This window comes from Flagellimonas sp. 389 (assembly GCF_018449435.1).
Taxonomy (GTDB): Bacteria; Bacteroidota; Bacteroidia; order Flavobacteriales; family Flavobacteriaceae; genus Flagellimonas.
On sequence record NZ_JAHCMU010000003.1, the window covers coordinates 143,833 to 159,974 of the forward strand.

General features: G+C 38.2%; 16 protein-coding genes. 6 read left to right on the forward strand and 10 right to left on the reverse strand.

Annotated elements, in window-relative coordinates:
* From KIM67_RS03880 to KIM67_RS03895, 4 genes are all read right to left on the reverse strand, one after another.
* Positions 1-1,419 carry a hypothetical protein gene (locus KIM67_RS03880; RefSeq protein WP_213830047.1) on the reverse strand — a complete coding sequence of 473 codons (1,419 nt, stop codon included), beginning with the start codon at positions 1,417-1,419 and terminating at the stop codon, positions 1-3.
* Positions 1,391-1,990, reverse strand: coding sequence for a hypothetical protein (locus KIM67_RS03885; protein ID WP_213830048.1), 600 nt, complete (start codon positions 1,988-1,990; stop codon positions 1,391-1,393). Before KIM67_RS03885 ends, KIM67_RS03880 begins: the two co-directional genes overlap by 29 nt.
* Positions 1,974-2,516: an RNA polymerase sigma factor gene (locus tag KIM67_RS03890; protein WP_213830049.1), complete on the reverse strand. Its 543-nt coding sequence runs from the start codon at positions 2,514-2,516 to the stop codon at positions 1,974-1,976. Before KIM67_RS03890 ends, KIM67_RS03885 begins: the two co-directional genes overlap by 17 nt.
* 149 nt (positions 2,517-2,665) lie before the next feature.
* Positions 2,666-3,091: an organic hydroperoxide resistance protein gene (locus KIM67_RS03895; protein ID WP_213830050.1), complete on the reverse strand. Its 426-nt coding sequence runs from the start codon at positions 3,089-3,091 to the stop codon at positions 2,666-2,668.
* Between the two features lie 293 nt (positions 3,092-3,384).
* Here KIM67_RS03895 and meaB point away from each other — a divergent pair, with 293 nt between their 5' ends.
* The 3 genes from meaB to KIM67_RS03910 are packed head-to-tail and all read left to right on the forward strand — an operon-like array spanning position 3,385 to position 6,284.
* Positions 3,385-4,431, forward strand: coding sequence for a methylmalonyl Co-A mutase-associated GTPase MeaB (gene meaB / locus KIM67_RS03900; protein ID WP_250149138.1), 1,047 nt, complete (start codon positions 3,385-3,387; stop codon positions 4,429-4,431).
* Between the two features lie 34 nt (positions 4,432-4,465).
* Positions 4,466-5,428 (forward strand): glycosyltransferase family 2 protein, encoded by a 963-nt coding sequence (locus KIM67_RS03905; RefSeq protein WP_213830051.1) that lies wholly within the window; start codon positions 4,466-4,468, stop codon positions 5,426-5,428.
* On the forward strand, positions 5,409-6,284 hold the full coding sequence (locus KIM67_RS03910) for a lysylphosphatidylglycerol synthase transmembrane domain-containing protein (protein ID WP_213830052.1): 876 nt from the start codon (positions 5,409-5,411) through the stop codon (positions 6,282-6,284). Before KIM67_RS03905 ends, KIM67_RS03910 begins: the two co-directional genes overlap by 20 nt.
* On the opposite strand, the gene KIM67_RS03915 is transcribed toward KIM67_RS03910, so the two are convergent.
* The 5 genes from KIM67_RS03915 to mazG form a co-directional block, all read right to left on the reverse strand.
* On the reverse strand, positions 6,281-7,939 hold the full coding sequence (locus tag KIM67_RS03915) for a glycosyltransferase family 39 protein (RefSeq protein WP_213830053.1): 1,659 nt from the start codon (positions 7,937-7,939) through the stop codon (positions 6,281-6,283). The two genes, KIM67_RS03910 and KIM67_RS03915, sit on opposite strands and share 4 nt — an antisense overlap.
* A complete protein-coding gene (locus KIM67_RS03920) occupies positions 7,936-8,505 on the reverse strand; it encodes a phosphatase PAP2 family protein (RefSeq protein WP_213830054.1) in 570 nt (189 codons plus the stop codon). The genes KIM67_RS03915 and KIM67_RS03920 overlap by 4 nt, the downstream gene beginning before the upstream one ends.
* A 2-nt stretch (positions 8,506-8,507) precedes the next feature.
* Positions 8,508-8,735, reverse strand: coding sequence for a hypothetical protein (locus KIM67_RS03925; RefSeq protein WP_213830055.1), 228 nt, complete (start codon positions 8,733-8,735; stop codon positions 8,508-8,510).
* Between the two features lie 3 nt (positions 8,736-8,738).
* Complete coding sequence (locus KIM67_RS03930) at positions 8,739-10,139, reverse strand: MATE family efflux transporter (RefSeq protein WP_213830056.1); 1,401 nt, start codon at positions 10,137-10,139, stop codon at positions 8,739-8,741.
* Between the two features lie 85 nt (positions 10,140-10,224).
* On the reverse strand, positions 10,225-10,998 hold the full coding sequence (gene mazG, locus KIM67_RS03935) for a nucleoside triphosphate pyrophosphohydrolase (RefSeq protein WP_213830057.1): 774 nt from the start codon (positions 10,996-10,998) through the stop codon (positions 10,225-10,227).
* 212 nt (positions 10,999-11,210) lie between these two features.
* Between mazG and bglX the strand changes: the two genes are divergently transcribed.
* The 3 genes from bglX to KIM67_RS03950 are packed head-to-tail and all read left to right on the forward strand — an operon-like array spanning position 11,211 to position 15,707.
* A complete protein-coding gene (gene bglX, locus KIM67_RS03940) occupies positions 11,211-13,466 on the forward strand; it encodes a beta-glucosidase BglX (protein ID WP_213830058.1) in 2,256 nt (751 codons plus the stop codon).
* An 11-nt stretch (positions 13,467-13,477) separates the two neighbouring features.
* On the forward strand, positions 13,478-14,131 hold the full coding sequence (locus KIM67_RS03945) for an SGNH/GDSL hydrolase family protein (RefSeq protein WP_213830059.1): 654 nt from the start codon (positions 13,478-13,480) through the stop codon (positions 14,129-14,131).
* A gap of 1 nt (position 14,132) precedes the next feature.
* A complete protein-coding gene (locus tag KIM67_RS03950) occupies positions 14,133-15,707 on the forward strand; it encodes a family 20 glycosylhydrolase (RefSeq protein ID WP_213830060.1) in 1,575 nt (524 codons plus the stop codon).
* Here KIM67_RS03950 and KIM67_RS03955 read toward each other — a convergent pair whose 3' ends face one another.
* Positions 15,708-16,142 (reverse strand): DUF5606 domain-containing protein, encoded by a 435-nt coding sequence (locus KIM67_RS03955; protein ID WP_213830061.1) that lies wholly within the window; start codon positions 16,140-16,142, stop codon positions 15,708-15,710.

The following is a 16,142-nucleotide window of genomic DNA, read 5'->3' on the forward strand; positions in this document are numbered from 1 at the left end:
TTATTGCTTTAGCACCACTTCGCTATATCTTGAGTTGATGTTTATGGCTTTATGATTTTTAGTATCGATATGATACCCTTTATGCACATTGGAGCCACGACTTTTAGAAGATTCCATGATAAACGTTTTTGGGAATTCCAATTCTGAAAGTGTTTCGTTTACATAAACAAAGAAAGGTACAGAAGGAATTTTACAAACAACCTCACCATTTTCTACCGTGATATCAATGGTTGAAAAATCGTTGCCCACTGAATTTATATGCAATTCGCTCAGATTATTTTTCACAAAAGCTTTACCTGTTAGCCGTTCAATGACCACATTTGAAGATACGGTACTCAATTGCAGCTCCCCTACTTCTTTTAAATCTACCCTATCTGAATAATCTGTTTTTAATTGCCCATAATTCCAGTTTTGTACGACCACAGGCGAGTATGATGCCCTAATATCTGTTCGATCACCATCAATTGTAGAGGCAAGCAAGCTTGCGTATGACAAGCTTGCATTTATATTTTTGGCATTCTCTGCCAACTTCACCTCTCCGTGTCTAACGTTCATTTTGAGTTTGATGGATTTTGGCATCTTTATTTTAATATACTTTTTTACCTTAAAGCGTTTACTTTCTCCTCCCGATGAAAAATAAAATGTATCTGAATCATCGCCACGATTGATTCTGTACACCCTTTTTGCCTTGATCTTGCGTTTTTCATTACGTTCTTTTAATGCTTGATTCCTTTTTTCATGTGCCTCTTCTCTCAGTTCGTTTCGTTTTTCCAAAAGCTCTTTTCTCCTTTGCTCCTGCTCCTCTATTCTTTCCGCTTTTTTCTCTGCCATCTCCTTAACCCTATTTCCCCATGCTTCAAAGCGTTCCTTATATTCTTCATCAAAGCTTTCATCAAAATCTTTTTTCCATTCTTTCATATAAGCATCTCCATCTCGCTTATAGGCATCATAATCAAATTGAATATTGGGCACAGGAGGCACGGGTGGCATATCAGGAAGTACAATAACTTCAGGTAACTCTGGAATCGCTATACTTTCAAATAAAGGCTCTATAAAAGACATGTCCGGTATATCTATATTCATGCCCCTTACGTTGAACCTATCTCCAAAACCTTGTTCCTTGGTACTTACTTCAATCTCCCTACTGTTTCCCATAATCTTTACAACCTCCTTATCAAAATAAGATTTGGCCTCTTCGTCTGTTGCATCTTCTATTTCAACAATAGCGGTAATCTCAACTTGATTTTTGTTCCAAGTTTCAAATTCAATATCGGTGTGGCTGGTATTGAGATTCAATTCCGCATCACTGTCTACGTTGAAAGTTTCTTTGTACGTTTTTGATTTTTCCTGACCATAGCAGGCAATGCCTACCAAGAACATGAGAAAAACATTAAATAGTATTTGATGATTCCTGTTCATTTTTTGATGATTTTAATTGATTTAACTTTGTTTTTAACTTCTGCAACAATTGTAGTCTTAATTGAAGATTTTTGACCAAGGCGGTTATCGTTTGGTCGTTGGGCCCAATCTCGTTTAACTCTACATTCAATTTGCTGTACTCCTTGTCCAATTCGGCAAGGCGTTCCATATAGCCATCGACCACTATCTTGTTTTCGCCCGTATAATCAAGATCGGACAACTGTATATTGATATTGGTAACGTAATAGCTTTCAATTTTTTTCAAATCTGGTGAAAGGTCTCCCAACGAAATTGTTTTCAGATCTTCGTCTTCTTTTCCATTCTCAACAATAGTCGATGTCGAATTTGAATCTACAGTATTCGATACAGAAAAAAAGTAAACTCCCAAACCAAAAATAATTGTAAGGGATGCCGCTATTCCCAACCAAAAGATTGAAGGGAATCTCTTCTGTACTGAATTGCCCGGCAATTCTTCCTCCAATTTGGATAAAAAACGGGCCTCGTGCCCCTTTTTCATGATATAGGTTTTCTCCCTTTCCTTTGCGAACAAATCCCTAATGTCCTGTGCCATAAGAAATATCTTTAAGTTTTTCCTGTAATTGTGCTTTGCCACGTAATAATCTGGTTCTTGAAGCAGTTCCGCTAATCCCAAGAATCTGTGCTATTTCGTTGTGATCATATCCTTCAACAAGAAACAACTGAACCACATATCTGTATTTTTCGGGTAACTCCTCCATAGCTGCCTTAATTTTCACCAGCGAGACTCCATCACTAACTGTCCAATCATCATCTTCGACCACGTGCATGTAACTCTCGTTCAATTCTATTGTTCTTTGGTGCTTCGACTTTAAAAAATCGATACTACCGTTTACAACTATTCTTTTTAACCAAGCTCCAAAAGTGACCTCCCCTTTAAATTGATGTATCCTTTGAAATGCTTTTATAAAAGACTCTTGCAGCACATCTTCGGCATCATCCGGGTTTTTCAAAAAACGCATGGCGACATTGTACATCCCGTCACAATATTGCCTATACAGCTTTAATTGTGCTTTACGGTCGTTTGCCTTGCATTGTTCTACCAGTTCAATTTGAAACATGGTCGTTGGTTCTCTTTGGTTTTTTAGTTGTTCGATATAAAGACGATACAAAAAAGACAGTGTTGCAAAAAATGTTGTCCTTTTCGATTTTAACAAAAAAATCCCGTTGAAGGCTCAACGGGATTCCTATATTTTGAATCGTTATTTTACTACTCGTCCATCAACAAGTTTAAATGTACGGTAATATTATCCCTTGTAGCTTTGCTGTAAGGACATATCTCATGAGCCGCATTGATCAGTTTTTCACCGGTCTCCTTATCTACCGTAGGTAAGTATGCATCCAATGTGGCTTCAAGAAAAAAGCCTTCCTCCTCTTTATTGAACGACACCATGGCGGTAACACTAAAATCTCCTAAATCATCAACGCCATGTTCTTTGGACACCGCTTGTATAGCTCCGGCAAAGCAGGTGGAATAAGCAGCTGCAAAAAGTTCTTCAGGATTGGTCGATTTAGCGTTTGGTTTTCCACTGGAAGTTGGCATACTAATATCAAAATCCAATACGCCATCCTCGCTTTGTACATGTCCGGCTCTACCTCCCATGTTGGTAGCTTTACTTTCAAAAATAGTTTTCATCCGTAATTATTTATGTTTAATTCTTATACCCCACTGACCAAGCAGCACCTAGCAACGAGGCAATTTCTTATTTAATACCAGAAGTTACTATTTGTAAGTGGATACCATCGTATATGCATTATTAAATTTTTGTGAAATACCGTTTATCTATTGTTAGCTTCGACTGCACTCAGCATAAGCATTGTTCACTGTTCATTGTTTATTGTTTATTGTTTTTCCCATCCTATGACAATTGTCCAACAAAAACACCTGAAAACTTTTTACCTTCGTATACTATGTAATGAGCTTAACTTTTGCTCATTAAAAAAACGATACTCATAGCTTCAATTTCCAAAATAAAGCAACTTAGAAAACAGGACATGTCCACAGCTACACTTGTTGAAGGTATTTTTGAGGGCAACAAAGCTATTTTGGCGAGGGCCATTACGCTTCTTGAAAGTTCCAAACCCGAACATTTTGAAAAAGCAAACGCCATTATTGAAAAATGCCTTGTTAAACCCGTTAAAAGCATCCGTATAGGAATTACTGGGGTACCTGGTGTTGGTAAAAGCTCATTTATAGAAGTATTTGGTAAGACCCTTACCGATCTTGGTAAAAAAGTAGCGGTACTCGCCGTCGACCCAACAAGTACTTTAAGTAAAGGAAGTATCCTAGGCGACAAAACCAGAATGGAAACACTTGCAAAAGACCCAAATGCTTTTATTAGACCCTCTCCTTCGGGCGAATCTTTGGGAGGTGTCGCAAGAAAAACACGGGAAAGCATTATTTTTTGCGAAGCAGCAGGTTATGATGTAATTCTTGTAGAAACCGTTGGGGTTGGACAAAGCGAGACCGTGGTCCATAGTATGGTCGATTTTTTTCTATTATTAAAATTATCAGGTGCAGGAGATGAACTACAGGGAATAAAACGGGGAATCATGGAAATGGCAGATGCCATAGCTATTAATAAGGCCGATGGCGATAATTTGAAAAGAGCTAAACTGGCAGAAACTGAATTTGCAAGGGCATTACATCTATATCCGCCCAAAGAAAATGGCTGGACTCCAAAAGTGTTGAGCTGTTCGGCCACGGAAAATAACGGAATCATAGAAATCTGGAAAATGATTCAAGATTTCATAGCACAGAATTTGGAAAACGGTCACTTTGAAAAAAACAGGGAGATTCAGAACAAAAATTGGTTTCTTCAAGCTGTGGATGAACAGATAAAGCAATTATTTCATCAAAAAAAGTCTTTTAAAACCATGCAGCAAAAAATGTTAACTGCTGTAGGGCAAAATAAGATATCACCTTTCTATGCCGCCAAAACACTCTTGGACAACATCGCTAAGGAACTTAAATAAAAAAAGTAAATTTGCCCAGACTTTAAGCCAATAGATGAGCAGTATAACAAACTCCCTTTTATCCATAGTCGTTCCCCTATACAATGAAGAGGACAATGTGGTGTTATTGACCCAAAAAATACATGAGAGCCTAGAGGGGTATCAATACCAGATAATCTATATTGATGATTTTTCAACGGACAAAACTCGGGTAAAGGTGAAACAAATGGATGATGAAAAAGTCCATCTCATCGAATTGAAAAAGAACTATGGCCAAAGTCTCGCATTGGCTGCTGGAATTGATTATGCCGAAGGAGAATACATTATTACCATGGATGGCGATCTACAAAACGACCCTTCGGACATACCACAAATGCTTGAACATGCCATCACCGAAGAATTTGATTTAATAACGGGCATACGTCAAAAAAGAAAGGATTCCTTAGTTAAAAAAATACCGTCCAAAATTGCTAATTTTTTGGTTCGAAGGGTGACAAAATTGGATATAAAGGATAATGGATGTGCATTAAAAGTATTTACCAAGGATATTGCCAAAGGCCTTAATCTTTATGGTGAAATGCACCGCTTTATAACCTTATTAGCGCATTTAGAAGGTGCTCAAATAAAACAGGTCCCCGTAAAACACCACGCCCGCCATGCGGGAGTATCCAAGTACGGACTAGAAAGGGTTTTTAAGGTAGTGGCCGATATGATGCTATTACTATTTATTAGAAAGTACTTTCAGCGGCCCATACACCTTTTTGGGATTTTTGGCGTATTGTTGATCATCTTGGGAATCTTTATTAATATTTATCTGCTTATCGTAAAGCTGGGCTTTGGGGAGGATATTGGTAGTAGACCTTTACTCATTTTCGGAATGATGTTCATCTTGGGGGGAATTCAGTTGTTTACCATAGGTATTGTGATGGAACTGCTTATTCGTACGTACTATGAATCACAGCAAAAAAGACCATATCGTGTTAAAAAAATTACCATAGGTGACGGAAAAGCTGCGTAAAAAGCTCATAACTGTCTTAAAGATTGGCATCAGTGCAGCTTTAATCTACTTTATTTTCACTAAAATCGATTTTAAAGAGGTAGCTGCCACTTTAGAAAAAAGTAATCCTTTTTATTTAATACTTGGCGTTTTGCTAGTCGCGATTTCCAAGGTCTTGGCATCTTTTAGACTCAATCTCTATTTTCATCAGATAGGCGTTAAGATAACCCAGTTGAGCAATCTTAAACTCTATCTTTTGGGGATGTTCTACAATCTATTTCTCCCAGGTGGTATTGGCGGTGATGCCTATAAAGGTTATGTAATTCAAAAACAATATAAATCTGGAACAAAAAAGGTGGTTTCCGTATTGTTGTTGGATAGATTGAGCGGTATGCTACTGATTTTCATTTACGCTTGTATCTGTACACTTTTCATTAATAACCCAATTTTCACTGATTTCATCTGGATATTTATTTTAGGAATCCCTTTGAGTATTGGTGTATTTTGGTTTCTCCATAAAAGATTCTTTTCCTATACATTACCTATTTTTTGGAAATCCATAGGATACTCAGCACTTGTACAGTTTTCACAACTTGTCTGTATACTATGTATTTTAAAGTCTTTGTCTATTGATTTGGACACATTCGAATATCTCTTTGTCTTTCTCATTTCTTCCATAGTTTCTGTAGTACCATTGACAATTGGTGGAATTGGAAGCCGGGAGATTACATTTTTATATGGAGCAAAATGGTTAGGGTTGGAGGTAAACACCTCTATTGGTATAAGCCTTACCTTTTTTCTTATCACCGCCTTGATATCCTTTTTTGGCGTGTTTTACCATTTTAAAAAGCCTAAACTAGAAGTGACCAAAGATTAATCAAGATGCAGCAAATGCATATGATTTAACTTTTTATGCCGTGTCTGGGGGTTTAAAAATTTAAGCTGTAACCTAGTTATCCGAAACTGGTCTACCGTTATCTGTTCTTTCCAATTGATTCCAGAATCCCGAAGTTCCTGTAGTTCATTATCATCCACATACACCCAAGAATCCTTCAGGTTTTTTAATGCTGATTTGGTGATGATTTGTACCGGTTGTTCATTATAGAAATCCAAAGCCCAAGTAAATCGCTTTGAAATTTTATAAATATTGTCTGTGGCTATTTCATGTTCCGATACTTTTTCGGCCATAGTGGACCCTGCTTGGTATTCCAGCAATGTTGGATAAAAGTGGGTATTGAGTACACCATTGAGCAGTAATGAACTATATACCGACAAGGTGATGATACGCATATAGTATGCCTCTCGCTTTAGACAGAAATATGTTATAACCGCTAAGACAGCGACCAATACGATATAAGAATAAATTGACTGAAATTTAAAAACATGAAAACATACCAGAAGCGAAAAGATAAAAACCAGGCTAAGAATAAAATATTGCACTCCCAACAATCCTTTGATTACTGCACTTTTTGAATGCCTATTCAAGCTGTGCAAGTATGATGCCGATAAAATGGCATACAAAGGCATTAAAATATTAATATAATGAGGAAGCTTAAATTGTGCGAGACTTATCAGAAAAAACAAGATAGTAATTCCACCCAAAGTTAAAAACTCATATTGTGACCTATACTTAAAACGCAGCTTCCAAAATGTTCGGATTCGATACCAATATGCTATTAAAGCTAGCACTGTCCAAGGTAAAAACACCCATAAAAATGTATGAAAAAAGAAAAAGAAATCGTTACTGTTCTTCCCTACTCCCTCACCACTAAGTCTCTCGAAACTTTGTTCCCAAAAAATAAAGAAGATACCGCTCCGGTTATTTTTTCCCCTTATCACTTTTTCAGGATGTAGATCAAACTGTAAATAATATGCGTAGAGCATTGGTGTTATCGTAATTCCAAAAACCAATAGGGCTACAAAAAACTTCCAATTGAACAATCGCTCCCATTTTCTAGTATACGCCAAATGACATAGGATTGAAATGCTTATCACCACTAATGCAATCTGTCCTTTTGTTGAAAAAGCGATTCCCGCCCCAAACGCACCAAGAACAATATTCCAGATTGTATTTTTTTCAACATAACTTACCAATTGCCAGATTGCAAAAATGGTAAACCCGGTCAAAACAGCATCTGTACGCACATCAATAGTCGATAACACAATGGTCTGGGCAGTCATGAAAATAAGTGCAGAAAACTTACCAATATCCTTATTGTAGAGTAGTTTTCCCAGTCCATAACAACTGTAAGCTCCTAGTAACGTCGCCAAAATACCCGGAATTCTATAGGCCCAATCATGAATACCGAAGATTTTGAAGGACAAAGCCGCCAACCAATAATGCATATGTGGTTTATCCAAATACTCTTCAGTTCCTTTTATAAGGGTAAAGAAATCGTTTTCTTGCACCATTCGCATGGCCATCGCCGCAAATTGTGCGGAATCGTTCTCAAAAAGGGTCACAAACATTCCGGTGATGTACACCAGAACAACAAGGAAAAGTAAAAACCAATATCTTAAAGATGATATCATGGCCCCAATTTTTGGAATGCAAATATAGCTAACTTGGCAAATAACCAGCCAAAAATAGCACCTATTGAAATTCCAGTAAGAACATCTAGAGGAAAGTGGACACCTATGTAGATTCTACTATACCCTACCAGAATGGCCCAAACAATTAAAAACATGGCTAAATACTTTATTCTAGAACCCAAAAGCACCGAGAAAAAGGATGCCAAAGCCATGGCATTGGAAGCATGTGCCGAAAAATAGCCAAACTTACCCCCACAGGATTTTTTAACCAATCTAACCATCATGTTTATGTCCTCATCATGACATGGCCGTAGTCGCTGAACACCGTACTTAAAGAAATTGGCCAACTGATCAGTTGCCGTAATCAATAGTGCCACGGAAACTAGTACGATCAAGGTTCTTTTGGTCCCAAAATATTTGAAGGTTAAAAACAGTAATAAAGCATATAGCGGAATTGCGCTCAACTTATGGGTAATAAATAACCAAAAGCCATCCCATGTCTGTGTCCCCAATCCGTTTAGGAACAAAAATATTTCTTTATCCTGTCTTATGATTTCTTCCAACATGATCACTCGTCATATCTGGAAACTTCCCTATCGTAAAATGCCGTAGCAGCTTCAATCAAGTTTTCCGCTTCTTCGGCCAACTCCTTTTCGTCCTCTTTAGAGAACTCTTCCAACCATTCCACTTCATCATTTTCAAGGTTGATGATAAAGCGTGGATATTCCGTGTGGACAATAAAAATTGAGCTTGGGTGATCTGTATTGTCGCCTAAAAGAAATTTAGGTAATTCCATTTGTTATGTGTTGGATTCCAATACGCTGGAATCTTGTTTATTTTGAATTAGCTTTTTTGTAAGGTATTTAAATCGAATATACAACATTACGGCAGATGCGGTAAGGCCTAATAATAATCCCATCCAGATGCCCACACTTTTGAACTCGGTGAACAATCCAAAGTAATAACTAACGGGAAAGCCGATCAACCAATACGCTACAAAGGTGATAAGTGTTGGAATCTTGACATCTTGAAGGCCTCGTAAAGCTCCAAGTACCACAACTTGTATTCCGTCCGAAATTTGGAAAAAAGCAGCTACGAACAACAGCTTGGCGGCTATAATGATTACCTCTGTGTTATCCATTTGATTTACAACATCATCTACATCCAAATAAACGGTGGGCAACCAATATCTTCCAATAAGAAAGAGAGCAGCAAAAACAATTTCCAGTAAGAACGTTAGAAAAAATATAGATTCCGCAATCCTCCTAAGTTCTTTAAAATCTTGCAATCCTTTTTGGTTGCCCACCCTTACCATCGCAGCGACACTTAGTCCCATACCCACCATAAAGGTCATACTACTAAGGTTTAAAGCGATTTGGTTGGCAGCTTGCGCATTTTTACCTAAAACACCACTCAACCAGATTGCAGCGGTAAAAATGGCCACTTCGAAAAACATTTGTAGCGCGGAAGGAAAACCAAGGCTGATAATTTTTTTGATTACTGTCTTTTCTATACGCTTAAAATTGAATCCGGTAACGTAGGTCTGGAATTTTTCTTTCCGTTTCAACAAAAACCAAATATAACCGACCATAATAAAGCGAGAGGCCAACGTGCCGATAGCTGCACCAACGATGCCTAGTTTTGGAAATCCAAAAGAACCAAATATCAACAGGTAATTGAGCGTAATATTTATCACATTTGCCAAAATGGTAGCGTACATGGGATATTTTGTTTGGGAAAGTCCCTCAGAAAATTGTTTGAACGCCTGAAATATAATCAACGGAACCAAAGAAAAAGCTACCAACTCTAAATAGGGAATAGCCAATTCCACCACTTCAGCCGGTTGTTTCATGTAATGCAGGAGCGGCTTGCAAAGCAAGATTATTCCAAATAACGAAAGCCCAAGAAGCGTACATAGCACTAGACCGTGTTTCAATGCACTTTTCCCATCCGCTTTATTGCCAGCACCATCCGCTTCGGCAACCAAAGGTGTAATCGCTGTTGAAAAACCAATTCCCAGTGACATTGCTATGAAAACAAAACTATTGCCCAAAGAAACGGCCGCCAATTCTGCCGTTCCTAATTGCCCAACCATAATGTTATCGGCAAATGCCACAAAAGTATGGCCCAGCATTCCCAAAATTACTGGATATGCCAACCGGAGGTTATATACAAACTCTTTTGTGTACTGTTGAAACAATTTGGAATTTTAAAAGCGCGTAAAGATAATTGGATTAGAGAGATATTAAATGTTTGAAGCAAAGTACTTTTTGAAAAAAATCAGACTATAGCAGTTTCGCTTCTTCCCAAAAAATATCCATTTCAGCCAGGGTCATATCCTTCAAAGATTTCTGGGCTTCCTTTGCTTTCGCTTCCAGATACTGAAATCTTTTCATGAATTTTTTATTGGTTCTTTCCAATGCGTTTTCTGGATTGATGTTCAAAAAACGGGCATAATTGACAAGGGAAAATAGTACATCTCCAAATTCTGCCTCTATCTTATCCTGATCCTCCTGTTTTATTTCCTCCTTTAGCTCAGAAAACTCTTCTTTTACCTTTTCAAAAACTTGTTCTGGTCGTTCCCAATCAAAGCCGACGCCAGCCACTTTTTCTTGAATTCTACTTGCCTTGACCAAAGCAGGAAGACTGTTTGGTACTCCTTGCAATACACTCTTTTTCCCCTCCTTTAGTTTTATGTTCTCCCAGTTTTGTTTTACCTCATCCTCGCTATCAACTTTAATATCACCATAAATATGTGGATGCCTATTGACTAGTTTATCACAAATTTCATTGACAACATCGGCAATATCAAAATCATTTGTTTCAGAACCGATTTTTGCATAGAAAACAATATGTAATAGTAAGTCTCCGAGTTCTTTTTTCACCTCTACCAAATCATTCTCCAAAATGGCGTCTCCAAGTTCATACGTTTCTTCTATTGTTAAGTGACGAAGTGTTTGCATGGTCTGCTTTTTATCCCAGGGGCACTGTGACCTCAATTCATCCATAATCGTTAAGAGACGGTCAAAAGCTTCTAATTGTTCTGGTCTAGAATTCATCGATTAAATTTTTGGCTAAAAGTACAAAGACACAATACTAGCGCATTATGGTTTTTTGGTTTAATTTCGAATACTATCAATGATTTTTCAACATTTGAGCGTATAAATGAAACAACCAATAAAAAATTTTGTGTTATTTCTCTTTATTTTGCACCTATCAATTACACCACTTTCGAATACTATCAGCTATTTTTCAATATTTAAGCGTACAAATGAAACACTCAATAAAAGTTCTTTGCATAATTTGCCTTTATTTTGCAGCCATGAACAACACCACTATGGCGCAAGAGAATACCACCGACCAAAAAGTAGATTCTTTATTAAGCTTGATGACCTTAGAAGAGAAGGTTGGGCAAATGAACCAGTATAACGGTTTTTGGGATGTTACCGGTCCCGCTCCGCAAGGAGGCAATGCAGCAACAAAATACGAACACTTAAAAAAAGGACTTGTAGGCTCCATGCTCAACGTAGTGGGTGCCGAAGAAGTACGGAAATTACAAAAATTAGTAGTTGAGGAAACGCGACTTGGTATACCGTTAATTTTTGGTTACGATGTTATACATGGTCACAAAACTTTAGCTCCAATCCCTCTTGCCGAGTCTGCTAGCTGGGACTTAGAGGCTATTGAAAAATCTGCGAGAATTGCAGCAACGGAAGCTTCCGCAGTAGGTCTAAATTGGACATTTGCCCCAATGGTGGATATCTCTAGAGACCCACGTTGGGGAAGAGTCATGGAAGGTGCTGGAGAAGACACCTACTTGGGGGCACAAGTTGCTAAGGCACGTGTGAAAGGTTTCCAAGGGGATGATTTATCCCAACCCAATACTATAGCAGCATGTGCCAAGCATTTTGCTGCTTATGGATTTGCCGAAGCTGGTAAGGAATATAATACTGTGGACATAGGAACCTCCACGCTGTTCAATACTGTTTTGCCACCTTTTAAAGCAGCAGCGGATGCAGGTGTAAGAACTTTTATGAACGGATTTAATATTCTCAACGGAATCCCCGTTACAGGTGATACATTTTTACAAAGAGATATTTTAAAAGGAAAGTGGGAATTTGATGGATTCGTGGTATCCGATTGGGCTTCTATTGGCGAAATGGTACCTCATGGCTTTGCAAACAACCTGAAGCATTCTGCCGAACTGGGGGCAAAAGCGGGTTCCGACATGGATATGGAGTCCTACGCCTATGTCAACCATTTAGTAGCAAATGTAAAAGAAGGAAAGGTCGATGAAAAAATCATAGATGATGCTGTCCGTCGTATTTTACGAGTAAAGTTTGAGCTAGGATTGTTCGATGACCCTTATCGCTATTGTGATGAGGAAAGGGAGAATGAATTACTGTACCACAAAGACCATCAAGCAGGGGTTTTAGATATGGCACTGAAATCACTCGTTCTTTTGAAAAACGAAGGTGATTTGCTCCCGCTGCAAAAAAATCAACAGAAAATAGCCGTGATAGGTGAATTGGCAGATGATAAAAACAGTCCTTTGGGGAGTTGGAGGCTTGGTTCTGATAACAACACAGCTGTTTCGGTACTGGAAGGATTAACAGGATTGGGTATAGACTTCAAATATAGTAAAGGACCCAAAGTGTTCAACAAGGACGCCAACTTCTTGAATGAGGTCGAAGTAAATGAAACTGATACTTCTGGTATGGAAGAAGCTGTTGCATTGGCAAAAGAATCCGAAGTGGTCCTTATGGTTTTAGGAGAACACGGTTTTCAAAGTGGTGAAGGCCGAAGTCGAACCAAACTGGGGATACCGGGATTGCAATTACAACTTTTAAAGGAGGTTTACAAAGTAAACCAAAATATTGTACTGATTTTGATGAATGGTCGACCGTTGACCATAGACTGGGAAGCCGAAAACATCCCTTCTATTTTGGAGGCATGGCAATTGGGAACCCAAACAGGTAATGCTATTGCCAAAACCCTGTTTGGTGAAAACAACCCAAGCGGAAAGCTGCCCATGACGTTTCCAAGAAGTGTTGGGCAGATACCAATTTATTATAATCATTTTAGTACGGGTAGGCCAAACCCAGAGCCAAACGTGTTTTGGTCACATTATGGTGATGAGAAAAACGAGCCTTTATTTCCCTTTGGCCATGGTTTAAGTTATACGACTTTCGAATATTCGAATTTAGAAATTGACACAGCGGACCAGAAAAATGTTACGGTATCCGTTATGGTAAAAAATAGTGGAGAGTCAGATGGCGAAGAAGTTGTACAACTCTACATACATGACAAGGTTGCGAGCGTAACGAGACCCGTAAAAGAGCTAAAAGGCTTCGAGAAAGTAAGTTTAGCAGCAGGTGAGACAAAAAAAATAACACTGGTCTTGACCGAAGCAGAATTAGGATTTTACAATCATTCTTATGATTTTTTGGTTGAACCCGGAGAGTTTGGAGTACTGGTGGGAACTAATTCTCAAAAAGGACTTACTGGAACATTTACGATAGATTAATTCCCGAAAAAATGAAGTTTTTCCTTATTGCACTGTTATCTCTTTTTACTGTTAATGCGCAGCAAAACTTTCCATTTGCAGATGAGGTTAGGGAAATCAGCAAAAAAACAGATTCTATATGGGATTCCGAAAGGGAAACCATTGTCTTTACGGGCAGTTCCAGTATTCGCTTTTGGAAAGACCTTCAGGAACGGTTTCCTGAAAAACAAATCCTGAATACCGGATTTGGTGGATCACAGTCATCCGATTTAGAACATTATTTAAATGAATTGGTTTTAGATTATAATCCAACACAGGTCTTTATTTATGAAGGTGACAATGATATCAATGCCAAAAAAAAACCTAAAAATATACTCGCTACGATTACCAACATTACCAACAGCCTCAAACAAAGAAATCCACAAATGGAAATTGTTTTGATTTCTGCTAAACCCAGCATTTCTAGATGGCACTTAAGGGGAAAATATAAACGTTTGAACAGAAGGATGCACCGATATGCCATTGACACGAAAGGTATCTATTTTGCGGATGTCTGGAACACGATGCTCAATAATAGGAGGTTAAAGAAGGACCTCTTCATTTCGGACGGACTACACATGAACTCAAAAGGATATGATATCTGGTACGAAGTCATCAAAAATCATATTTATAAAACAAACCCCTAGCATGTTATCAAAAGCCTTGTTGATTTTAAGTGTAGTCACTTTTATAGCTGCATGCCAACCACAGAAAGAAGAAATCAATTTTCCCAAAACGGACCTTGCGGTAAACGCATTGATTCCAAAACCCTTAAAAGTTGTTCCGACCCATACAGCTTTTGGACTATCAAAAAATACGGTCATATTAACTTCTTCTGCCAACACCGAACTTGAAGAAGTGGGTCTTTTTTTATCAAACAAGATAAAATCCAAGATTGGTTTGGATATCGATGTCAATATCCAGGACAGTGAAAAGCAGTTTGAGCAATTCATTTATATCAATTTGTCCGATAGTGTTGATTTAGATTCTCCTGAATCATATCAGCTCTATATAAAAAAGGATTCCATATTTCTTAATGCGAAAACGGTTTCCGGTGCTTTTAGGGGAGTACAGACCATAAGGCAACTTATCCCAGAAAAAAGTAACGACACGCTTACGGATTACCCACTATGGCCAGTTCCATCAGGGAAAATCTGGGACAAACCAAAATTTGAATACCGAGGTGCCATGTTAGATGTTGCCAGACATTTTTTTAGTGTAGAAGACGTTAAAAAATATATGGACATTTTGGCGTACTATAAATATAACGTGCTACACCTACATCTTTCTGACGACCAAGGTTGGCGCATTGAAATAAAATCTTGGCCCAAGCTTACCCAAATTGGAAGCAAAACGGAAGTTGGCGGTGGAAAAGGTGGTTTTTATACGCAAGAAAATTATAAGGAATTGGTAAAGTACGCTGCCGAACGATTTATTACAATTATTCCAGAAATAGATATGCCAGGCCATACCAACGCCGCTTCTGTGAGTTATCCTTTTTTAAACGGAAACGGAAAAAAGATAAAACCATACACGGGTATGCGGGTGGGTTTTAGCACTTTTGATACTCGAAAAGATACCGTTTATTCATTTTTGGATGATGTAATCGGTGAAATAGCCAATATTACCCCAGGTCCTTATTTTCATATTGGTGGCGACGAGAGTTTTGTCACAAAAAAAAGGGATTATAACTACTTTATTGAAAGAGTTGAGGATATCGTTCAAAAGCATGGAAAGCAAATGATAGGTTGGGACGAAATTGCACATTCCAAAATTGATTCGACCACCATAGCACAGCATTGGAGAACAGCATCCAATGCGCTAAAGGCCTCCAAAAATAACAGTAAAGTGATTCTATCCCCTGGCAAAAAGGCGTATTTGGACATGAAGTACGATTCCCTTTCTAAATATGGTTTGGATTGGGCAGGACATATTCCAGTTGATGTTGCTTACAACTGGAACCCCGAAACCTATGTGCCAGGACTTCCAAAAGAGGCCATTTTAGGTATTGAGGCACCTCTCTGGTCAGAAACCATTTCTACTATTGAAGAGTTGGAGTATTTGGCGTTCCCCAGAGCCATTGGCTATGCGGAACTCGGATGGTCAACTTCAGAGTATTTAAACTGGGAAGATTATAAAGAGCGATTGGCTAAACAATTACCCTTTTTAGATATGATGAACGTAAAATACTACCCTACTAAACTTGTGGATTGGGAAAAATAGCTATTCTTCCTCATCGGAATTAACGAGCACGTCCTCTTTATCCTTAGAAGAAAAATCATCTATTTTATTATCAACAAGAATATTGTACCATTGAATAATCTTCTTTATATCACTGGCATATACCCTATCCTCATCGTAATTTGGCAATACTTCAAAGAAATATTCCTCAAGTGCAATCTTTTCGGCTTTATGGCTGATGCTTGTTTTTTTTCCTTCTTCCTTGTCCTTCATTTTTTGAAAGACCTCTCTTAGCGGTATTTCTTCTTCCAGGGTATAAATGGCTATTTCGGAAAGGACACTTACATTGCTGCGCATTCCAACGGTAACCCGTTTTCCGTCTAGTAGCGATTCCCCAACAAAACCGGTTCTAGTTTGGGTCAACAACTTAAAAAGTCCAGGTTTACCACCAATCGATAAAATCTTGTCCAATGCCAT